The 20,186-nt window shown below is 44.1% G+C and carries 22 protein-coding genes, 1 tRNA gene and 1 pseudogene; 10 read left to right on the plus strand and 14 right to left on the minus strand.

All coding sequences use genetic code 11. The features are described 5' to 3' along the window. Positions 1-171 (minus strand): annotated as a pseudogene (locus L5M11_RS20295) (IS110 family transposase); the annotation flags it as partial. A 74-nt stretch (positions 172-245) separates the two neighbouring features. Then, positions 246-815, minus strand: coding sequence for a hypothetical protein (locus L5M11_RS20300; protein WP_263193086.1), 570 nt, complete (start codon positions 813-815; stop codon positions 246-248). A 403-nt stretch (positions 816-1,218) separates the two neighbouring features. Between L5M11_RS20300 and L5M11_RS20305 the strand changes: the two genes are divergently transcribed. Together L5M11_RS20305 and L5M11_RS20310 are read left to right on the plus strand one after the other, a co-directional pair. Further along, the gene (locus L5M11_RS20305; RefSeq protein WP_263181415.1) at positions 1,219-2,832 is read left to right on the plus strand and encodes an MATE family efflux transporter; all 1,614 of its coding nucleotides are present in this window, start codon (positions 1,219-1,221) and stop codon (positions 2,830-2,832) included. Then, positions 2,829-3,392 carry a hypothetical protein gene (locus L5M11_RS20310; protein WP_263181414.1) on the plus strand — a complete coding sequence of 188 codons (564 nt, stop codon included), beginning with the start codon at positions 2,829-2,831 and terminating at the stop codon, positions 3,390-3,392. The genes L5M11_RS20305 and L5M11_RS20310 overlap by 4 nt, the downstream gene beginning before the upstream one ends. 288 nt (positions 3,393-3,680) lie before the next feature. Here the strand turns inward: L5M11_RS20310 and L5M11_RS20315 are convergent. Continuing rightward, positions 3,681-3,771: transfer RNA gene (locus L5M11_RS20315), tRNA-Ser, on the minus strand. 80 nt (positions 3,772-3,851) lie between these two features. After that, the gene (punC, locus tag L5M11_RS20320) at positions 3,852-5,123 is read right to left on the minus strand and encodes a purine nucleoside transporter PunC (RefSeq protein ID WP_263143185.1); all 1,272 of its coding nucleotides are present in this window, start codon (positions 5,121-5,123) and stop codon (positions 3,852-3,854) included. A gap of 115 nt (positions 5,124-5,238) precedes the next feature. Between punC and punR the strand changes: the two genes are divergently transcribed. From punR to L5M11_RS20350, 6 genes are all read left to right on the plus strand, one after another. Then, entirely contained in the window at positions 5,239-6,141 is a 903-nt protein-coding gene (punR, locus tag L5M11_RS20325; RefSeq protein ID WP_028759950.1) for a DNA-binding transcriptional activator PunR, read from the plus strand. Positions 6,142-6,480: 339 nt separating this feature from the next. Beyond that, positions 6,481-7,140, plus strand: coding sequence for a Bax inhibitor-1/YccA family protein (locus L5M11_RS20330; RefSeq protein ID WP_028759949.1), 660 nt, complete (start codon positions 6,481-6,483; stop codon positions 7,138-7,140). A gap of 69 nt (positions 7,141-7,209) precedes the next feature. Continuing rightward, the gene (gene tusD / locus L5M11_RS20335; RefSeq protein ID WP_263143187.1) at positions 7,210-7,599 is read left to right on the plus strand and encodes a sulfurtransferase complex subunit TusD; all 390 of its coding nucleotides are present in this window, start codon (positions 7,210-7,212) and stop codon (positions 7,597-7,599) included. A gap of 14 nt (positions 7,600-7,613) precedes the next feature. Next, positions 7,614-7,970, plus strand: coding sequence for a sulfurtransferase complex subunit TusC (gene tusC, locus L5M11_RS20340; protein ID WP_028759947.1), 357 nt, complete (start codon positions 7,614-7,616; stop codon positions 7,968-7,970). Then, entirely contained in the window at positions 7,970-8,251 is a 282-nt protein-coding gene (gene tusB, locus L5M11_RS20345; protein ID WP_105252497.1) for a sulfurtransferase complex subunit TusB, read from the plus strand. The genes tusC and tusB overlap by 1 nt, the downstream gene beginning before the upstream one ends. Then, positions 8,245-8,583, plus strand: coding sequence for a TusE/DsrC/DsvC family sulfur relay protein (locus L5M11_RS20350; RefSeq protein ID WP_263193089.1), 339 nt, complete (start codon positions 8,245-8,247; stop codon positions 8,581-8,583). The genes tusB and L5M11_RS20350 overlap by 7 nt, the downstream gene beginning before the upstream one ends. Before the next feature lie 99 nt (positions 8,584-8,682). Here L5M11_RS20350 and L5M11_RS20355 read toward each other — a convergent pair whose 3' ends face one another. The 7 genes from L5M11_RS20355 to lrp all read right to left on the minus strand — a co-directional run bounded on the left by L5M11_RS20355 (position 8,683) and on the right by lrp (position 16,136). Continuing rightward, positions 8,683-8,805: a hypothetical protein gene (locus L5M11_RS20355; protein ID WP_028759944.1), complete on the minus strand. Its 123-nt coding sequence runs from the start codon at positions 8,803-8,805 to the stop codon at positions 8,683-8,685. A gap of 19 nt (positions 8,806-8,824) precedes the next feature. Further along, the gene (gene serS, locus L5M11_RS20360) at positions 8,825-10,111 is read right to left on the minus strand and encodes a serine--tRNA ligase (protein WP_028759943.1); all 1,287 of its coding nucleotides are present in this window, start codon (positions 10,109-10,111) and stop codon (positions 8,825-8,827) included. Positions 10,112-10,129: 18 nt separating this feature from the next. Next, positions 10,130-10,504: a fluoride efflux transporter CrcB gene (crcB, locus tag L5M11_RS20365; RefSeq protein WP_028759942.1), complete on the minus strand. Its 375-nt coding sequence runs from the start codon at positions 10,502-10,504 to the stop codon at positions 10,130-10,132. Next, positions 10,497-11,828 carry a replication-associated recombination protein A gene (locus L5M11_RS20370; RefSeq protein WP_198573993.1) on the minus strand — a complete coding sequence of 444 codons (1,332 nt, stop codon included), beginning with the start codon at positions 11,826-11,828 and terminating at the stop codon, positions 10,497-10,499. Before L5M11_RS20370 ends, crcB begins: the two co-directional genes overlap by 8 nt. 8 nt (positions 11,829-11,836) lie before the next feature. After that, positions 11,837-12,463 (minus strand): outer membrane lipoprotein chaperone LolA, encoded by a 627-nt coding sequence (lolA, locus tag L5M11_RS20375; RefSeq protein WP_131525571.1) that lies wholly within the window; start codon positions 12,461-12,463, stop codon positions 11,837-11,839. A 55-nt stretch (positions 12,464-12,518) separates the two neighbouring features. Continuing rightward, positions 12,519-15,287 carry a DNA translocase FtsK gene (locus tag L5M11_RS20380; RefSeq protein ID WP_263143195.1) on the minus strand — a complete coding sequence of 923 codons (2,769 nt, stop codon included), beginning with the start codon at positions 15,285-15,287 and terminating at the stop codon, positions 12,519-12,521. Between the two features lie 342 nt (positions 15,288-15,629). Then, positions 15,630-16,136 (minus strand): leucine-responsive transcriptional regulator Lrp, encoded by a 507-nt coding sequence (lrp, locus tag L5M11_RS20385; RefSeq protein ID WP_006081649.1) that lies wholly within the window; start codon positions 16,134-16,136, stop codon positions 15,630-15,632. A gap of 179 nt (positions 16,137-16,315) precedes the next feature. Between lrp and ald the strand changes: the two genes are divergently transcribed. Beyond that, positions 16,316-17,431, plus strand: coding sequence for an alanine dehydrogenase (gene ald / locus L5M11_RS20390; protein ID WP_263193090.1), 1,116 nt, complete (start codon positions 16,316-16,318; stop codon positions 17,429-17,431). A gap of 337 nt (positions 17,432-17,768) precedes the next feature. Continuing rightward, the gene (gene trxB, locus L5M11_RS20395) at positions 17,769-18,722 is read left to right on the plus strand and encodes a thioredoxin-disulfide reductase (RefSeq protein WP_263185815.1); all 954 of its coding nucleotides are present in this window, start codon (positions 17,769-17,771) and stop codon (positions 18,720-18,722) included. Between the two features lie 266 nt (positions 18,723-18,988). Here trxB and rplT read toward each other — a convergent pair whose 3' ends face one another. The 3 genes from rplT to infC all read right to left on the minus strand — a co-directional run bounded on the left by rplT (position 18,989) and on the right by infC (position 20,183). Then, positions 18,989-19,345 (minus strand): 50S ribosomal protein L20, encoded by a 357-nt coding sequence (gene rplT, locus L5M11_RS20400; protein WP_006081652.1) that lies wholly within the window; start codon positions 19,343-19,345, stop codon positions 18,989-18,991. Between the two features lie 16 nt (positions 19,346-19,361). Next, a complete protein-coding gene (rpmI, locus tag L5M11_RS20405) occupies positions 19,362-19,556 on the minus strand; it encodes a 50S ribosomal protein L35 (RefSeq protein ID WP_006081653.1) in 195 nt (64 codons plus the stop codon). Between the two features lie 84 nt (positions 19,557-19,640). After that, positions 19,641-20,183 carry a translation initiation factor IF-3 gene (infC, locus tag L5M11_RS20410; RefSeq protein ID WP_012089240.1) on the minus strand — a complete coding sequence of 181 codons (543 nt, stop codon included), beginning with the start codon at positions 20,181-20,183 and terminating at the stop codon, positions 19,641-19,643. Between the last annotated feature and the right edge of the window lie 3 nt (positions 20,184-20,186).

Raw genomic sequence — 20,186 nt, forward strand, 5'->3', positions numbered from 1 at the left:
TCCATAGCAATAATCCATAGCAATAAGGCTACCTTCGGGGAATTGTCTAATTTTATCGAGCAGCTTGTTTCTGTTAACCTTTTTGTTACTCATGACAGAGTTATCCATAAGACAAACACAAACTTGAAAAACATTTTTGGCTAAATCGATACCAATAACTTTAATATCCATGATGGAAACCTCCAGAACTATTTGTCAGCTTTAAGCTTGGCATAATACTGCAAGCTTAGGTGCTGAGGCGTCCATCACATCACTACACTGTAGGTTGAAAAAATGGCTGAGCCATCATCACGTGCTACTTCTGTAGCTGCGCGATAATCATCCCAATGTTTTGATTCAAAACCTTCCTGCCGTTCCCTTAGTGTTGAATGTGTTATTAACAAAAAATCTAATAGTGCTTCGGCTTCAGTGACTAAAGAAGCCTGAATTGATTGAGATGCTGCTAACATTTGACTCAGCGAGCCATCATTAACGTTCGCGTAAAACGCGGCCCAAAGTTTAGATAACTCAGGGTAAGTATCTTGGTTATGAAGCGGATTACGCGATGCTAATAAGTGTTTAATTGCAAGAGCATTAACACATAACGATTGCGTCGATTCTTTTAATAACAATCGAGAAAGCAGTAGCTCGTCATACCAACCTTCTGGCGTCGCTAATACATGTTGATATATTCCTTTCCAATCTTCAGAGAGTGCTAACCAGACTCCTGGGAAGTCCAATAATATGTCCCCAGGTTTTAACTGTTCGTAATGTGGAACATCACCCACTTCAAGCAACGTAAGTAGGCTGATTGACTCAATAACTAGACCATCCATAGTACACCTCAATTCGTTATTTTTTAATATTATACGCAGAGATGCGACAGCTTGTGTCGTAACTAAAAGGAAGTGTATACAACGGACTTTTATATTATCGCTAGGCAATGAATCTTAGTAACCTGCGGCACAGAAAGTGGTTTAAGTGGCTTGTTGGATGGCGTCATTTATAGCTCATCTTTTACCATGGAAAGTGGTTGAATGCCATCGTCAAATGCGACAATCTGATTGACATCAGACGGATGAGTGAGAATAATACGCGGCAGGTTGCAGAGAAGCCTGTCCGCAAAAGATGATATCACTCTGATAAATTAATAGCGTTGCGAATCGATTTCATATCGAACCCACAGCAATCAAATAAGTTTGGCTTAGCGGAATGCCAATAAACTTAGGAGAATTGTTTGTGAAACATGCAACAGCTAACACTTTAAAGCCCGCCAGTATCAATGTTGAACCTTCTGACATTGTTCCCTTGGCAGTCACCGAAACACCCTCCCACGGGAAATATCACTCAGGATCTCAGCCAACTGAGTCCTTAGGTACGTTAGCTATCCCCACTTTGTATTTGCGCTTTGCGTTACCCATGGCATTGGCCATGATGCTCAGCGGAAGCTACAACTTAGTCGACTCTTATTTTATTTTAAAATACATCGGTGCCGATGCATTGGCTGGGGTGACGATTGCCTTCCCGTTACAAATGATGATTTTTGCTTTGGCCTGCATGATAGGAAATGGTACTGCGACCTTAGTGAGCCGATTTTTAGGGGCAAATGCGTTTGATAAGGCGAGTCAAATCGCGAACACTGGTTTTGCGTTAGCCCTATGTTGCGGCGTGATAGTGACTATCTTGTCACTCGCCCAGCTTGATCATTTATTGGCGTTTATTGGGGTAAGCTCAACACTTGCCTTAGTTGCTACAGAGTATCTACAACCCATTCTCTATTTTAGTCTATTCACTTTTTTGTTATCTCTTAGCGGCGATTTACTCAGAGCACAAGGCAAAGTCGTGGTGATGCTGCTGGTTATCTTGTTGTCGGCGGTCATGAACATCTTGTTCGATACACTCTTTATTGCCGTTTTAGATATGGGCGTTAGCGGAGCCGCGTGGGCAACGGTGGCGGGTCAATGTGTGAGTCTATTTATTGCAGCCGTCTATTTTGTCCCCAATAACCGTTTTGCCAGTAAACAGGCGCTTTATAAGCAAGCAGCCCAGCCTATTTGTTTTAGAATTGAGCAGATAAAGCTCAACCTCACTGAGATAAAAGCGATTCTTGGCTTAGGTAGCCCTATATTATTGTCATATCTTGGGATTGCCTGCGTGATCTCATCGGTAAATCATATTTTAGTCAGTCATTTAGCCAATGTAGTGCCCAATACGCCAGCGGCGAATGAGGTCGCGTACATGATCAGCGCTTATGGTTTGATCGGACGCTTTAATATCTTTATCGCCCTGCCGCTCATGGCACTTACCAGCGCAGCGCAAACGATCAGTGCGTATAACTATGGGGCGATGGCATCTTCTCGGGTGTTAGCGTGTGCTAAATGGGGAATCGTCTTGACCTGCTGTTATCTGAGTATAGTGACAATTGTATTTATGGGTTTTCCTACCTCGGTTTTTGGTATTTTCACCGATGCCCCCGCACTCATTGCCGCCTGTATTAAAATCTCGAGTGTGACGTTTATCACCCTACCTTTGGCGGGGATCACAGCTATTGCGATTGCTGTGTATCAAGGCACAAATCGCCCTAAGCTTGCATTGCTATTATCTGGGATAAAAATCTATGGTTTGTTACTGCCCCTGCTGGTTCTGTTACCTCAACTATCCTTTACAAATATTTCATTTATCACAGGTGCATTAAACATTAATATCATGCCAAACGCTTTGACTGAGTTATGGATGGCCTTTCCAATTGCGGACATCTTAGCTTGTCTCTTGAGTTTATTGATCATCAGTATTTGGCCTTTCATTCACGTGCCGCGAGCAAATCGAGTCAGTCATGGAGGTAATGCAAAATGAAGTTAGCCAAGATGAAAGACTCAAGCGCCATCGCATTAAATGAAACCAAAGTTCGCGCTAAAAAACTGCTCAAAGCTTGTCAGCAGGATGAGCCGTTAGCCAAGCAAAGAGTCGCGACCTTAATGGCGAAATTGGGCATATCACACTCAGATCTCCAGCTTAAGCATTGCCAACAAGTGATTACACGTGAGCTAGGTTTTATCGATTTTCATCATTGCCAGCGAGTCCTGTCGGGTCAAGCCATACTAGGGGATGATTGGGGAGGCTTATTCCACACTAAGCAATGCGACACATTACTCAATCATTGGTTTACTGGCTATTTAGCCGCGCGTGAGTTTAATGCGCAAGCTGAGGGCACATTGCTACTCCCCTACAAGAAGCAGTTTTTTGTAGTGGAGCGGCGGGATTACTGCAATGCGCTGAATTTGCAGATAATTTTTCAACCAGTGGATAATGCTGGCGAACCGACTATCCTGCGAGATCTGGTGAGCAGCTATGCTAATGCAGATTGGCATTCCTTTGCTCTTGCCATGGTCCAACACAAACTCCCCAAAGTGTAATGATGGCTGAGATTGTCTGGCATCATGTTGAATGAGCAAATCTAGAGTTAAATGATAAAGACCAGCAAGGTCATCAGTGCTGACGGCCTTGTTGGTGAAATATGGTGGAGGCGCTGCGTTTCAAATCAGAAACTCAAGGCTAGAATAGCTAAAATGCAAAAAGCCGCTAATTGCTTAGCAGCTTTTTTGACGAAATCTGGCGGAGGAACTGAGCTTAGAATGAGGAACCTAGGGTTCAAATTATATAAACAAAAAAGCCATCATTGCTGATGGCTTTTCCGTAAAATATGGCGGAGGAGCAGGGATTTGAACCCTGGGTGGGCTATAAACCCACGCCGGTTTTCAAGACCGGTGCATTAAACCACTCTGCCACCCCTCCGAACGAGGCGCATAATATAAGTAAGTCTGTTGACTGTAAAGCACTAACTCTCAATTATGCGCCAATTGTTGCTATTACACTCAATCCGCTGGATTTTGCTTCACATCGGACATTATGCCTACCCGTGCGGGATCTGGCTTAGTGAAATGTTTGGCAAAGTCGCCCCACTCTTGTTGACTCTTAAGTATATAGCCGGCCACCACTAAGATAGCGCAACATAGGATACCCCAACCAATCGCCACTTCACCTAGGCTTGCCCACATAGCAACTAAGCTAGATGCCCCAAAGGCAATGCTGATCTGTAAGAAGTTCTGTAATCCTGCGGCCTTAGCGGCATTCTGACTAAACTGCTGTAGCGCGCTGTTAACTACTATTGGATAAATTGCACCATTGGCCGCCGCTAAAATAGAGAACGAAATCAGCAGTGGGAAAATCGTGCTCGCGGGATAAATCAGCGTGAACATGATGATTGAAATAACACAGGCTGCGAAAATCGACAACAAGATATTGAGTGTTTGATGCCCGCCAATGCGTTTTATCAGTAACTTACTCGCATAACCACCGACAATAAACATGATGGTTTGCGGGATAAAACTTAACCCAATTTCAGTCGCTTGATAACCGTGCATTTCCATCACAATCGGCCACACAGTTAGGTAGGCAAAGAAAGCACCGGAACAGGCACCGAAGATCACGACGTTGCCTAAATAGCGGGTGTTTTTCAAAATTTGCCCATAAGATACAGCGACATGTTCACTGTGTTTATGTTGACTCTTGCCTGGAACAAAGTACAAGGTCATCAATACCAGCAGAAAAGCGATAACACACAAGGAGATAAAGATTGCACGCCAGCCTAATTGGTTCAGAATATAAGCGCCAAGGATCGGTGCTAATGCAGGCGATAATGCGACCAATGGCATAATGTTGCTGAAAATACCTTGGGCTTTATCGGCATCATATTGCTCAACCACAATCGCTTGCCAAATAACCCCTGCACTACAGGCGCCAATCGCTTGGAAGAAGCGCGCGGTATTGAGCATTAATATAGAATCACTGTTGGCAATAAACACGCTAGCAATGGCAAATAAAACAAGGCCAAAGATCAATGCCCAACGTTTGCCGATTTTATTGACTAAGGGGCCATAAAGTAGCTGACCTAAGGCAAGACCCGCAAGGAAACAGGTCAGTGACATCGCCACCTGTGATGGTGTGCTGTTAAATGAGCCTTCAATTGCTTTGAAAGCAGGCAAATACATGTCAGTGGCAATAAAGCCAAGCATGCTCAACATGGCTAAATAGAATAGAAACATAAAGAACTTTATGTTTACAAAGGTGTTACTAGACGTTTTCATAAAATAATCGGGTCAGATTGACTAAAGTGTGCAGTCTAAAGACTTGTTAAATTTATTGGAAACGTTTATTTTTGACTTGTGCTATCAATTATTTTCATTGGAATGGACGTCAGTTATGCTCTCAGAACAAGCGCTAGAACTCATTGATATTGTGGCTCGTGTAGGTAGTTTCACCGCGGCGGCGAATCGGCTACATAAAGTGCCCTCTGCCGTGAGCTACGCGGTCAAGCAAATAGAAGAAGAACTCGGCGTCATTCTTTTTGAACGGCATCATCGCAGCGTAACATTAACACCAGCGGGTGAACATTTTGTGAAGCAAGCCAGAACCTTGCTCACGCAGATGGACGAGATGAAACGTGGCACTCAGCGCGTGGCAAATGGTTGGCAACCCACCTTGTCCATAGCCCTTGATAATATCGTCCGTGCCGACAGGATCAGCGTATTAATTGCTGACTTTTATCGACACTTCCATGATATTGAATTAATTATTCGCATTGAGGTCTTTAACGGGGTTTGGGAAGCGCTCGCCACGGGTCGCAGTGATATTGCTATTGGTGCGACAACCGCAATTCCAGTCGGTGGTGTTTACCAATATAAAGACATGGGGGATATTGAGTGGGCGTTTCTTGTTAGTAAAAATCATCCCTTGGCCAGTATTGACCGCCCATTAAGTGACGATGAGCTGCGCCCTTTTCCCTCGATTTGTTTAGAAGATACCTCTCGGGAAATTCCAAAACGTATGACTTGGTTGCTAGAGAATCAACGCAGGTTAGTCGTACCTGATTGGATCCGTGCCATTAACTGTTTCCGCGAAGGTTTAGGCGTCGGTTATATGCCAGTGCATTTAGCGAGCGTGTTTATTAAGGCGGGTGCGCTTGTTGAAAAACAACTGGAAAATCCAAAGCAGACAAGCCCTTGTTGCTTGGCCTGGAATGCTGACAAGATGTCGCCTGCTCTCGCTTGGGTGCTGGAATATCTTGGCGATACTGAAAAATTGCACAAAGAATGGCTGGCTTAAGCTTGGTTTAAACTCAATATGCTGATTTAGTCATTGAAATCAGCATTGAATGTGATTGTGTATCGTCTGCTTATGTACAGACTAAATCTTTACCTTCATAGTGGATGAAGACGCAGATACAAGAATCTTATTTTTTATGCTTTGCAGTTAAAGTTGAAATAAATAATTGAGTAAAATTTTGAAGATTAACAATTTGTTATTCATGGTTCTATGACTTTCACCCGTATCTCATGTACGGTATCATTGCACCAGTTAAGTTCATTTTAGGATTTTACGGGAACTTAGTGTGCTGTAAAAAATCAAAATGATCAGTTTGGAAATGTGTCAACGGAGATCAACATGACCCAAGAAACCTTATATTCGACGAGTGCGTCAACACTGGAAGTGAACAAACTTCTTAAAAACACTTATATGCTGTTATCGATGACATTGGCCTTCTCTGCACTGTGTGCGGGTTTGGCAATGGCATTAAATATCAGTCCATTAGTCTCCATTGGTTTATCGATTGGTGGCCTAGTACTGTTGTTTGTCACTTTACGTAAAGCCGAGTCTGCAGCGGGTATCTTCTGGGTGTTTGCCTTTACGGGTATGGAAGGTGCTTCACTGGGCTACATGCTCAATCACTACGCGGGTATGGCAAACGGTCCACAGCTGATCATGCAAGCACTGGGGTTAACGTCAGTGATTTTCGTTGCGTTATCAGCCTATGCCGTGACCACTAAGAAAGATTTCTCTTTCCTACGTGGATTCTTGTTCGCCGGCTTGATTGTGGTGATCGCCGCCGCTGTGATTAATATTTTTATGGGTAACAGTGTTGCCTTTATGGCAATTAACGCAGGCTTGGCGTTACTGATGACAGGTTTTATCCTGTTTGATACTAGCCGTATCGTCAATGGCGGCGAAACTAACTACATTCGCGCGACTATCTCATTATACCTAGACTTCTTAAACCTCTTCATCGCGCTGTTGCACCTGATGGGCATAGGCAACGATGACTAATCCTAGTTAGCGATTTTTAGCTTAACTTGCGTTAGAATGGCCCTACTTTTAGGGCCATTTTTATTTTAAATGAGCAAATTTATTATCCAAGTGAACGGGCCCGCTTATGGCACGTCGGCGAGTGTTAACGCCTTACGCTTCTCCCAAGCTGCACTTTTAGCTGGGCATCAGATTATCTGTGTGTTTTTTTATCAAGATGGCGTGTATAACTCCACAGATTTAAGCTTACCCGCCTCCGATGAAAACGATGTGATCAGTGACTGGAAACAGCTGGCGCAATCCCATCAGGTCCCGTTAGTCAATTGCGTGTCTGCAGCGCTACGTCGCGGCATTGTGAGTCAGCAAGATGCCCGCGAGAATGGCCTTAGCTACTGGAATGTGGGCGAGTCATTTATCATGGGCGGTTTAGGTGAGCTAATCACAGGTATTGAATCGGCCGATCGTTTGATCAGTTTTTAACTCTCAGGGCTACTATGAAAAAATTGTGTATTCTATTTCGCTGCTCGCCACATGGTACTGTTCGTGGCCGCGAAGGTTTAGATCTTGCCCTGCTTAGCGCTAGCTTCGAACAAGAAGTGAGTTTAGTGTTTGTGGATGAAGGTGTGTTGCATTTGATTAAAGATCAACAGCCTGAGCTTATCGGTGCTAAAGATTACATCTCCACCTTTAAAGCATTGCCGCTGTATGATATTGGATCTGTGTTTGTCTGTAAGCAATCCTTAGCTGATTACGGCTTAAGCCATGGCTTACTGTCGATCCCAGTCACAGTGGTCAACGATGAAGCCATCGCAGCCCATTTAAACCAAGTGGATGAGGTCTTAGTATTCTAATGATTTTACATCATATTCAAACATCTCCCAGTCGAGATAGCGCGCTGAAACTTTGTTTACGTTACGCCTGTAAGGAAGATGCGATTTTATTATCGAGCGATGGCGTTAACGCGTTACTGCTGCGCCAGTGGGCAATGGCATTATCGCCCTTCAAGTTGATGGTCTTAAAAGACGATGTTGTCGCACGCGGCCTATCTGAACGTTTAAAGAACGTGATGCTTATCGATTACAATGAGTTTGTGGCTCAATCATTACTCCATGACAAGGTGATAACGTGGTAAATCCATTGCAATTTAATGGCGCAGAAATCGCCCGTGACCATCAAGGTTATTTAAAAAATCTTAACGATTGGCAACCCGATATGGCCCTGCTGTTAGCGGCAGAAGAGCAAATTGTACTTACGCCTGCACATTGGGAAGTGATTCACTTTGTTCGAGATTTCTATCTCGAATATAAAACTAGCCCTGCTATCCGAGTATTAGTTAAAGCCATTGGCCAAGCCTTAGGACCAGACAAAGGCAATTCAAAATACTTATATACCCTATTCCCGATTGGACCTGCGAAACAAGCAACGAAAATCGCGGGCCTGCCCAAACCAGCTAAGTGTATTTAATGGCAAAGGGTTAAGTCATCACGTAAACATGACACAAACAAAAAGGCATGTTCCCTTGGGAAACATGCCTTTCTTTTTACTTGAACAAAGTTGATAGGGTTATTTGACGTTTTCTAACACAACCCAGATGGCTTTGCCTACGGTGGCAAGCATTACAGCAAAAAATACTGCAATCACAGCGGTATAGGAAAGCCAACGGAGATAGCGCTGGCCTTTATCCATAGTATTATTTTGTGTTCCATTAGCCTATTTGAGTCAAACCGCCCATGTAAGGACGCAGAACTTCAGGGACTGTGATACTGCCATCAGCATTTTGATAGTTTTCTAAAATAGCCACTAAAGTACGACCTACAGCTAAACCTGAGCCGTTTAACGTATGCAATAGCGCAGGCTTATTATCTGCTTTCACACGGTAACGCGCTTGCATACGACGGGCTTGGAAATCCTTCATGTTTGAGCAAGAAGAAATCTCACGATAGGTATTTTGTGCTGGTAACCAGACTTCGATATCGTAGGTTTTGCTTGAGCCAAAGCCCATATCGCCAGTACATAAAATCACAGTTCGATACGGTAAACCTAAACGCTGCAGCACGGTTTCAGCATGACCAGTCAGCGCTTCAAGTGCCGCCATTGAATCTTCAGGCTTAACAATTTGCACCATTTCAACTTTATCGAATTGGTGCTGACGGATCAGACCACGGGTATCTTTGCCGTATGAGCCCGCTTCGCTGCGGAAACATGCAGTATGCGCAGTTAACTTTATTGGCAGCTCGTCTTCATCAACAATGCTATCGCGAACTAAGTTCGTTAATGGCACTTCTGCGGTTGGGATAAGGCTCAAGCCTTGGCCTTCTTCAGTCGCAGGTTTAGTGTGGAATAAGTCTTCACCAAACTTAGGTAGCTGGCCTGTGCCGAGTAAGCTTGCCTCGTTAACCAGTAATGGCACATAGGCTTCGGTATAACCGTGCTCTGTGGTATGTAAGTCCAACATGAACTGACCAATGGCGCGATTTAAGCGGGCGACTTGGCCTTTCATTACGATGAAACGTGAGCCAGTAATTTTAACGGCATTTTTAAAATCTAAGCCGTTTAAGCCTTCACCTAAATCGATATGATCTTTAATCGGGAAATCAAAAGTGCGTGGCGTCCCCCAACGTCTCACTTCAACGTTCTCTGTTTCATCGGCACCCATTGGTACTGATTCATCAGGCAGGTTAGGCATAGACATGGCAATGGCATTGACTTCTTCAAGTACAGCGGCCAGTTCAATCTTTTTGGCATCCAACTGTGAACCTAAATCGCCCACTTGCGCCATGATTGCGTCAACATCTTCACCACGGGCTTTAGCTTGGCCAATGGATTTGGAGATGGCATTACGCGACGCTTGTAATTCTTCGGTAGCCACTTGCAGTGACTTACGCTTTTCTTCTAATTGAATGAGATGAGCTATGTCTAAAATAAAGCCACGGGTAGCCAGTCGCTCAGCGGTAACTTCTAATTCGTTGCGCAAAAATTTAGGATCTAACATGTGATATATTCTTAATAGTTAAATGCGAGAAAAAACCAGTTGTTGACCTAAGTACACCATGAATAAACATAGACTTAGATTCAACACCACATTCAAAATCGCCTTCAGCCAATCCCCTTCTTGCATCAGCAACAAGGTTTCATTAGAGAAAGTCGAAAACGTTGTCAAAGCACCTAATAGACCGATACCTATAAGCGCTTTGAGTTCAGGGCTGATATGACTCATTTGCCCCAGAGCGTAAATTACGCCCATAAAAAATGAACCTATAACATTAACCAACAGTGTACCAAAAGGAAAACTGCTGCCAAATACTTGGATCATGAATATTGAAATAAGATAGCGTAAAACTGCTCCAATTGACCCGCCGAAAGCCACTAATAAGATGTTAGTCATATCTTTTGTTCTCACTGGCTTGATCTAACTGGGCTAATTGCGCCAATTTATCTTTGATCCGCTTCTCAAACCCTCGCTCAGTCGGAAAATAAAACTGTGCTGTTTGCAGGGATTCGGGGAAATAATTTTCACCACTGGCATAGGCATTGGCTTCATCGTGGGCATATCGATACCCAGCTCCCATGCCGATGTCTTTCATTAACTGAGTCGGTGCATTGCGTAAATGGTGCGGCACTTCGACTTGCCCTGTTTCGCGAGCTAACGCACGCGCCGCCTTAAATGCGGTATACACAGCGTTGCTCTTAGGCGCACTGGCAAGATAAACAATGGCTTGTGCTATTGCTCTCTCACCTTCGGCGGGGCCAACACGGTGAAAACAATCCCAGGCATTTAGTGCGATTGTCATCGCCGCAGGATCGGCATTGCCCACATCTTCAGAGGCAATCGCCAGTAAGCGCCTTGCCACGTAAAGAGGATCGCCACCGCCTTCTAATATTCGACAAAACCAATACAACGCGGCATCAGGTGCTGATCCGCGAATGGATTTATGTACAGCCGAGATTAAATCGTAAAACTGATCACCGTTCTTATCAAAACCAGCAACTTGGTGCCCCGCCACTTGAATTAACATTTCAGTGGTAAAGGTGCCACCGTCGATGAGCATATCACTCATCAACTCAATAAGATTTAACGCTTTACGGGCATCACCATCACAAAGTTGTGCCAATGTGGTGAGCACATCGGTTGGCATTACAAATTGTCGTAGGCCTAAACCGCGCTCGTTATCGTTTAAGGCTTGAGTCACTATATGGGCGATTTCATCATGGCTTAAGCGCTTGATAAGATAGACCCTTGCCCGCGAGAGTAAGGCATTATTGATTTCAAAAGACGGATTTTCTGTGGTCGCGCCGATAAAGATCACTGTGCCATCTTCAATAAATGGCAGAAAGGCATCCTGCTGACTCTTATTAAATCGGTGGACTTCATCGACAAACAATAGAGTACGTTGGCCACGGGATTCTGCAACGGCTTTTGCTTGCTCAATCGCGGCGCGAATGTCCTTAACGCCAGAGGTGACCGCGGAAATGCGCTCAACGTGAGCATTTGAATAATGTGCGATTAATTCAGCTAAGGTTGTTTTACCTGTGCCCGGCGGTCCCCACAACATCATGGAATGGGCGCGCCCAGCTTCCAATGCTTTGCGTAGTGGTTGGCCCTCACCCAGTAAATGGGCTTGACCTATGTACTCGCCAATCGTTCTTGGCCGCATGCGTGCGGCCAAGGGACGAAAATCGGGTGCAAAATTAAACGATAAACTGCTCACGCGATAGCCTAATGCGCTGCTTTACGACGTTGATCATCAACATCGACGCTGTCTGGGATCACAAAGGTGAACAAGGCTTTGTCTTTATTTGTGATGGCTTGCTGATTGCTTAAATCAAACAGGCTTAAATTACCTTTATCATCGGCAACATTAAAGTTGACTAACTGGGTATTTTTGAAACACACATTGACGGACAATATGCCCGAATCAATCGCCTTAGGTTTGATCTCATAGCAATCTTGTTTCTTGGACACTGAATACTGTGACCAAGTCGCATCGTCGCGGTGGACGAGCAATGCGATGGGAGATGCATTGATTGCTTCAGCAAAATCCATGATGACCACCTCCTCGGCGAAAGGATTGTAGATCCACAAATCTTTACCATCAGCGACAATCTGCGATTCATCGGGCTGGGTTAAATGCCAATAAAATTGATTCGGATACGCTAAGGCAAAAATGCCAGACCCCGTTTGAATAACCTTTTTATTGACATCTGTTACGGTTTGTTTGAAATCGGCTTTTAGTGAAGCGGTACCAATCAATTTTTCCCTGAGCTGCTGCGCATCATCGGCAAACACAGCCGCGCTAAATAGCAAAGGTGAAGCTAACAACACAGCGCATAATCGTTTTTTCATTTTATTCCTTACCCTGTAAACCCTTGGGTGTATCAAAGCTACGCCTTAGCGCGGCTTAATAATGTTTTGGTGCTGGCGGCGCTAAGACTTCACGGTTACCGTTGTGGCCTTGAGCAGAAACAATACCTTGTGCTTCCATCTGTTCAATAATGCGGGCTGCACGGTTATAACCAATCTTAAATTTACGCTGTACGCTTGAAATCGAGCCGCGACGAGTTTCAGTCACAAAGGCGACTGCTTCATCGTATAACGGATCATATTCTTCGTCTGATTCAGCGGTTTCACCAGGCAATAATACTTGTTCACCATCACTGGCACCGTTGAGGATTTCTTCGATATATTGCGGTTTGCCACGGGCGCACCAGTCGGCAACGACACGGTGAACTTCATGATCATCAACGAACGCACCATGAACACGATTCGGTACCGCGGTACCCGGTGGCAAAAATAACATGTCACCCATACCAAGCAAGGTTTCGGCACCCTGTTGATCTAAAATGGTGCGCGAATCGATACGAGATGACACTTGGAACGCCATACGTGTGGGAATGTTGGCCTTAATCAAACCTGTGATCACATCCACTGACGGTCTTTGGGTTGCCAAGATCAAATGTATCCCTGCAGCACGCGCTTTTTGGGCAATACGGGCAATCAACTCTTCAACTTTTTTACCAACAATCATCATCATGTCAGCAAATTCATCGACCACGACAACAATCGATGGCAGCTTATCTAACGCAGGCGCTTCAGGCTCCATGCTGTCGGATGACTTCCACATAGGATCTAAAATCACTTCGCCATTGGCTTTCGCTTCGGCAATTTTAGCGTTATAGCCCTTGATGTTACGCACGCCCATCATAGACATCAGCTTGTAGCGACGTTCCATCTCGCCGACACACCAACGCAGCGCATTGGCAGCTTCTTTCATGTCGGTCACGACTTCACATAGCAAATGCGGAATACCTTCATAGACAGACAATTCCAACATTTTGGGGTCGATCATGATAAAGCGTACATCTTCTGGGCCAGACTTATACAGTAAGCTGGTGATCATCACGTTTACACCCACAGACTTACCAGAGCCTGTAGTACCGGCTACCAATAAATGTGGCATTTTACCAAGATCAACAACAACGGGGTCACCAGCAATATCTTGGCCTAACACCATAGTTAAGTTGGATTTACTCTCAGTAAAGGCGGCACAATCTAACACATCGCGCATAAACACGGTTTCGCGGAATTTATTGGGCAATTCGAGTCCGACATAAGCCTTACCCGGAATAACTTCAACCACGCGCACACTTTCAGCCAGTAATGAACGAGCTAAATCCTTTGATAGATTAGAGATTTTTGACGCTTTAACGCCCGGCGCTAATTCTAATTCAAAGCGTGTGATCACAGGACCTGGATACACACCCACTACATTGGCGATGATGTTGAAATCGGCCAGTTTAAGCTCAACAAGGCGGGCGACTTGATCCAATTCCTCTGGGCTGATCGGATTCTTCTTACGGTCAGGTATGTCGAGCAAGTTAATACTCGGCAGAGGATCCATCGGTTTTTTCGGTGCGGGTTTATCTTCTTGTCCTGGCAATACCACAATGCCATCGACAATTTTAGCTTTTTGATCTTGCTTATTACGCTGCGCTTGATTCACTGCACCTGTTGACACTTTAGTATCAAAATCAATGACGTCATCATCGCTAAAACCTAGACTTTCATCATCATCCTCATCTTCTGTAAATGCTTGACTGCTAAACACTGGCTCATTGTCATCATGATCGAATGAATGCGAATTAAAATCGGCACTGTCTTGCTCATTGGCATTTGAATGTTGAGGCTCAGCTAACCAAGGTGGCGCTTCAAAATTGCCATGGGCGGCCAAATCATCATTATCGATTTGTGGCTCAACCCGTTGTGCACTCTTACTTTTACTGCCATTCAAGCTCAGAATTTTTGCAAGCGCCGATAGTTTGTTTTTTGGCGACGAATTATTCTCAGTTTCAGTAATAATACCTTCTGGTTCAATGACCATATCATCAGTGGCAGCATATAGCGTTGGGGTTATCTCAGCTCTACGACCAATATGACGCTCACGCACCTTAGGCTTTTCAACTATGGGGGGCTTTTCTAGCACGTACTGGGATTCACGGCGCTGTTTAAACTTATCCACCACGGACATAAAACCACGGGTATCCTCGGTTTCATGCTCACGCTTCATCGCTTGCGGCAATAATTTTAACTTTTTATAAATCCAAATAGAGACTAAGCCGATTTTCTCGACCACAGTCAGCCAGCTAATCCCAGTCAACAGCGTAAAGCCTGAGCCCAAGAAACACAGCAGTAATAAGGTAGTGCCGAGTTTATTAAAATACGGCAACATGGCTTGGCCTATGACATCACCCGCCACTCCGCCTGCCGAAAACTCGTAGATGTTGTTGGCATTCATACTCGCCAAAGCAGAAAATCCTAGAATGATCAGTAAAAATCCAATCAATCTCAGGGCCACAGAAAAGTAATCAATTTCAAGTAAATGATGGGCACGTTTGAACAATAACCAACCTGTCGATGCGACAATGATTGGCATGATATAAGCCGTAACGCCGAAGAAATATAACAGAATATCGGCAATCCAAGCCCCTACTGCCCCGGTCCAGTTTTTAATATCGCCTTGAAAATGCGACTGACTCCAACCAGGATCAGACGGACTAAAACTCGTCAATGCGAGCAAAATATAAGTGGCGAGAACACAACAAATGATGAGTCCGCCTTCCAGCAGACGTTGCAGGCCAGTGAGCGTGCGTACACTATTTCCTTGAGACAAACGACGTAATCCATAAAAGTGAAAACAGGTGGGCTAACGATACCAGAATCCCACTAAATGTGGAGCACATTAGCCTGTTTTTCTATACAGAATTGGTCATGATTGGCAAAATTTAGTCTATTGAGGTGTTTTAGTGTGCTTTTAGGGAGGAATGAGTTATTACACAAACACTTCCGTTAACAAATTTGTTTAAAAATGCCACAAAAAGAAGCCCCTAAGTTAGCAAACTTAAGGGCAATACAAGGCTAATAGCAATAAGCGTTAAATGAGATGGATATATCGACGTTACTGATAAATAAGGGGCCTAAGCCCCTTATTGTAAAACCAAACAATCAGGATAATTTAGATATCTGAGAGTAGATGATTTATCGCTACACGACTGGTGTGCTTAACTTCTTCCATCACAACATAAGTACGCGTGTCGGAAACAGAAGGTAATTTCAATAAAGTTTCACCTAACAAGCGACGATAAGCCGACATATCTGAAACACGAGTTTTCAGTAAGTAGTCAAAATCGCCTGAAACCAGATGACATTCTTGAATATCATCTAGTAGTTGCACTGCACGGTTAAACTTATCAAACACTTCGGGAGTATCACGGCTTAATGTGATTTCCACGAATACCAGTAGGGATGCACCCAAGAAATGAGGATTCACCAATGCGGTATAGCCATTGATGTAACCTTGCTTTTCGAGACGTTTTACTCTTTCTAAACACGGAGTTGGACTTAGTCCGACTCTTTTTGACAATTCCACATTTGAAATGCGGCCATCAAGTTGTAGTTCATTAAGAATGTTGCGATCGATGCGATCCAAGTCTTTTACAGGACTCTTTTTATTATATGCCATTTATTTAACCTTGCTTTATCACTAAAACAACATTTTATTCTACGTATGCCGAAAGTTCAGCAGCATAAACTGCGTCGCCGATACTATACTAGATATCCCTGAATTAATCACGTTCAGGTCACGATAAAATAACAATTATGCCCATTAAAAGTGGGATTTCAGGCAATTGAGGCTCAAAGATGATTATTGGTGTTCCCAAGGAAATTAAAAACCACGAATATCGTGTCGGTATGGTTCCTTCTAGTGTTCGCGAGTTGGCGATCAAAGGTCACGACGTTTTTGTTGAAACAAATGCAGGCATAGGTATTGGTTTTTCAGATCAAGATTATATTGATGCTGGCGCCACAATTTTAGCGACTGCTACTGAAGTTTTTGCTAAAGCGCAGATGATTGTAAAAGTAAAAGAGCCTCAAGCAGTTGAACGCGCTATGTTGCGTCACGATCAGATTTTATTTACTTATCTGCATCTTGCTCCAGATTTACCGCAAACTGAAGATTTAATCAAAAGTGGTGCCGTATGTATCGCTTACGAAACTGTGACAGACGATCGTGGTGGCCTGCCTTTGCTTGCTCCTATGTCTGAAGTCGCTGGTCGTATGTCAATCCAAGCTGGCGCTATGGCATTAGAGAAATCTTCTGGTGGCCGCGGTATGTTGCTGGGCGGCGTACCGGGAGTTGAGCCTGCTAAAGTCGTCATTATTGGCGGCGGTATGGTTGGTACTAATGCAGCACAAGTGGCAGTTGGTATGGGTGCTGATGTTGTTGTTCTTGATCGCAGTATTGATGCTCTGCGTCGTTTAAATGTGCAATTCGGTTCTGCTGTAAAAGCCATTTACTCAACTGCAGATGCAATTGAACGTCATGTTATTGAAGCCGATCTTGTGATTGGTGGTGTACTAATTCCAGGTGCTGCGGCGCCAAAATTGGTTACTCGTAGCATGATTTCACGTATGAAGCCTGGCAGCGCTATCGTTGACGTGGCGATCGATCAAGGCGGTTGTGTTGAAACTTCACATGCCACTACTCACCAAGATCCTACCTATGTCGTTGATGATGTTGTGCATTACTGTGTTGCAAATATGCCTGGTGCGGTCGCTCGCACTTCAACATTTGCGCTTAACAATGCAACCTTACCGTACATTCTCAAGTTAGCAAATTTAGGCTATAAAGAAGCGCTGTTGCAAGACAAGCATTTTCTTAATGGCTTAAACGTCATGCACGGTAAAGTTGTGTGTAAGGAAGTGGCTCACGCCCTAAACTTAGCGTTCACATCTCCTGCGACACTATTAGTATAAGTTTTTAATTAACTTAACTTTTTATGTGGATTTAAGCTGACTTTACTTAGTATGTAATTCAAATCGGTCTCGATACAATTGAGGCCGATTTTTTTATTGGGTAGAAATACGCTCCACTACGATCACACCATCATATTTATACAAGCTCATCCCGTGCTTCATTTCGTGGTTCACACTTAAGCTATTTATGTTTTCACAGTAAAGTAAAACTGACACTCTCCATACCAAAACGGATGGACTCGATTAGTGCAATCTAAAAGAATCGCCCTCCAACACTTTACCCCCACAGGTAAATTCCCTACAATCCTTGCAATTTGCTAAAGGCACGGAGATAAAAATGAGCCAGGTCAGACATTGTAACTTATTGATTTTGGGTTCAGGCCCAGCAGGATATACCGCAGCCGTTTATGCTGCGCGTGCGAATTTAAAACCTGTGATGATCACAGGTATGCAGCAAGGTGGTCAATTAACCACGACGACTGAAGTTGAAAACTGGCCAGGCGACGCGGACGACTTAACGGGTCCCGCCTTGATGGAACGTATGCAGAAGCATGCTGAAAAGTTCGATACTGAAATCTTGTTCGATCATATCAACGAAGTGACCCTTACCGAGCGCCCTTTCCGTTTGAAAGGCGATAACGGCGAGTACACCTGTGATGCGCTGATCATCGCAACTGGTGCATCTGCCCGCTACTTAGGGTTAGAGTCAGAAGAAGCTTTCAAAGGTCGCGGTGTATCAGCCTGTGCAACCTGTGATGGCTTCTTCTATCGCAATCAAAAAGTCGCAGTGATCGGTGGCGGCAACACCGCCGTTGAAGAAGCACTGTACTTAAGCAATATTGCTGCTGAAGTTCACCTCATCCATCGCCGTGACACCTTCCGCTCAGAAAAAATCTTGATCGACCGTCTGATGGACAAAGTCGCCAATGGCAACATAATCCTTCACTTAGATCAAACCATGGATGAAGTGGTTGGTGATGCCATGGGTGTGACGGGTCTGAAGATGAAGAGCACTAAAGATGGCTCGATCACTAACTTAGCCGTTGCTGGTGTGTTCGTCGCCATTGGTCACAGCCCTAATACCGGTATTTTTGAAGGCCAGTTGGAAATGAACCACGGTTATTTAAAAGTTCAGAGTGGCTTGCAAGGTAACGCCACGCAAACAAGTATCGAAGGTGTTTATGCCTGTGGTGATGTGATGGACCAACATTATCGTCAAGCCATTACTTCTGCCGGCACAGGCTGTATGGCCGCACTCGATGCAGAGCGTTATTTAGACGCTAAAAAATAACTAGACTCGATTATTCAACGAATAGCAGGCTTAGCCTGCTATTTTTTTAGGCCAAAATCGTTAAGCAATAGCAAAATTTTTTGCAGGCTGTGCCAATTAATATTGTTCACGCACGCACATTTCTTTCCTTTGCGATTCTTAATTCCGCACCACTTAGATAGTACTTATATAAGTTCTTAGGTAAGTAAAATCATTTCGTTAAGCCAAAAATGGCGCACAAAAAAAGGGACCAAATGGTCCCTTCTCTACAGCAACAAACTAATTTCTTAGTTTAACGCTTCTTTTGCTTTTTCAACTAAAGTTGCAAATACAACTTTATCGAATACAGCGATGTCAGCCAAAATCTTACGATCGATTTCGATAGACGCCTTTTTCAGACCGTTGATGAAACGGCTGTAAGACAGACCATTTTGACGAGCAGCAGCATTAATACGTGCAATCCAAAGTTGACGGAATTGACGTTTTTTCTGACGACGGTCACGGTAAGCATATTGACCAGCTTTAGTTACTGCTTGAACAGCAACACGGTAAGTACGGCTACGAGCACCATAATAACCTTTAGCTAGTTTTAAAACTTTCTTGTGACGAGCACGAGCGGTTACACCACGCTTAACTCTTGGCATTTTCTAATCTCCTAAATTAAGCGTAAGGTAATTGACGCGCGATTGCTGGAACGTCAGCTTTTGATACTAAACATTTGGCACGTAAGTGACGTTTACGTTTAGTGCTTTTTTTCGTCAAAATGTGACGTAAGTGTGCTTGCTTGCGCTTGAAACCATTAGCGGTTTTCTTAAAACGCTTCGCTACACCCTTGTCTGTTTTCATTTTAGGCATTTCTAAAACTCCGCATTGGGATGTTTAATAAAAAGCAAGGCGAGCAAAGGCCATAGACCTTTGCTACTTTAAGTTTTGCCCTACTTATTTCTTTTTAGGCGCTAGCACCATAATTGCTTGTCGGCCTTCCATTTTCGGGAAAGATTCAACAACCGCATACTCGTCCAAATCAGCCTTGATACGGTTCAATAGATCCATACCCAGGTTTTGGTGTGCCATTTCGCGACCTCGGAAACGAAGCGTAATCTTCGCTTTGTCCCCGTCTTCCAGAAAACGTATCAGGTTGCGTAGTTTTACCTGATAGTCGTTTTCGTCAGTTCCAGGACGGAATTTAATTTCCTTGACCTGAACCTGCTTTTGCTTCTTCTTTTGTTCCTTGGCTGACTTAGCCTTATCAAAAAGGAACTTACCGTAGTCCATAATGCGACATACTGGAGGTTCAGCATTTGGGCTGATTTCTACTAGGTCTACACCTGCTTCATCTGCCAAATTCTGAGCATCTCTGATGCTTACCACACCAATAGCTTCACCATCAATGCCTGTTAAGCGTACTTCTGGTACACCTGTGATTTCTTCATTGATTCTATTAGGGGCCGGCTGACGCCCTGCTGTTTTTTTGATCTTTATGAC

Origin of the sequence: Shewanella sp. SM87 (genome assembly GCF_025653705.1) — a bacterium.
Classification (GTDB): Bacteria; Pseudomonadota; Gammaproteobacteria; order Enterobacterales; family Shewanellaceae; genus Shewanella; species Shewanella oncorhynchi.

Coding starts and splice junctions, on each gene's coding strand:
- lrp (WP_006081649.1), bottom strand. CDS start 16,136: ATGGCATATAATAAAAAGAGTCCTGTAAAAGACTTGGATCGCATCGAT.
- crcB (WP_028759942.1), bottom strand. CDS start 10,504: ATGACTAACATCTTATTAGTGGCTTTCGGCGGGTCAATTGGAGCAGTT.
- rpmI (WP_006081653.1), bottom strand. CDS start 19,556: ATGCCTAAAATGAAAACAGACAAGGGTGTAGCGAAGCGTTTTAAGAAA.
- punC (WP_263143185.1), bottom strand. CDS start 5,123: ATGAAAACGTCTAGTAACACCTTTGTAAACATAAAGTTCTTTATGTTT.
- L5M11_RS20300 (WP_263193086.1), bottom strand. CDS start 815: ATGGATGGTCTAGTTATTGAGTCAATCAGCCTACTTACGTTGCTTGAA.
- punR (WP_028759950.1), top strand. CDS start 5,239: ATGCTCTCAGAACAAGCGCTAGAACTCATTGATATTGTGGCTCGTGTA.
- rplT (WP_006081652.1), bottom strand. CDS start 19,345: ATGCCAAGAGTTAAGCGTGGTGTAACCGCTCGTGCTCGTCACAAGAAA.
- L5M11_RS20355 (WP_028759944.1), bottom strand. CDS start 8,805: ATGGATAAAGGCCAGCGCTATCTCCGTTGGCTTTCCTATACCGCTGTG.
- serS (WP_028759943.1), bottom strand. CDS start 10,111: ATGTTAGATCCTAAATTTTTGCGCAACGAATTAGAAGTTACCGCTGAG.
- tusB (WP_105252497.1), top strand. CDS start 7,970: ATGATTTTACATCATATTCAAACATCTCCCAGTCGAGATAGCGCGCTG.
- L5M11_RS20330 (WP_028759949.1), top strand. CDS start 6,481: ATGACCCAAGAAACCTTATATTCGACGAGTGCGTCAACACTGGAAGTG.
- ald (WP_263193090.1), top strand. CDS start 16,316: ATGATTATTGGTGTTCCCAAGGAAATTAAAAACCACGAATATCGTGTC.
- L5M11_RS20310 (WP_263181414.1), top strand. CDS start 2,829: ATGAAGTTAGCCAAGATGAAAGACTCAAGCGCCATCGCATTAAATGAA.
- tusC (WP_028759947.1), top strand. CDS start 7,614: ATGAAAAAATTGTGTATTCTATTTCGCTGCTCGCCACATGGTACTGTT.
- trxB (WP_263185815.1), top strand. CDS start 17,769: ATGAGCCAGGTCAGACATTGTAACTTATTGATTTTGGGTTCAGGCCCA.
- lolA (WP_131525571.1), bottom strand. CDS start 12,463: ATGAAAAAACGATTATGCGCTGTGTTGTTAGCTTCACCTTTGCTATTT.
- tusD (WP_263143187.1), top strand. CDS start 7,210: ATGAGCAAATTTATTATCCAAGTGAACGGGCCCGCTTATGGCACGTCG.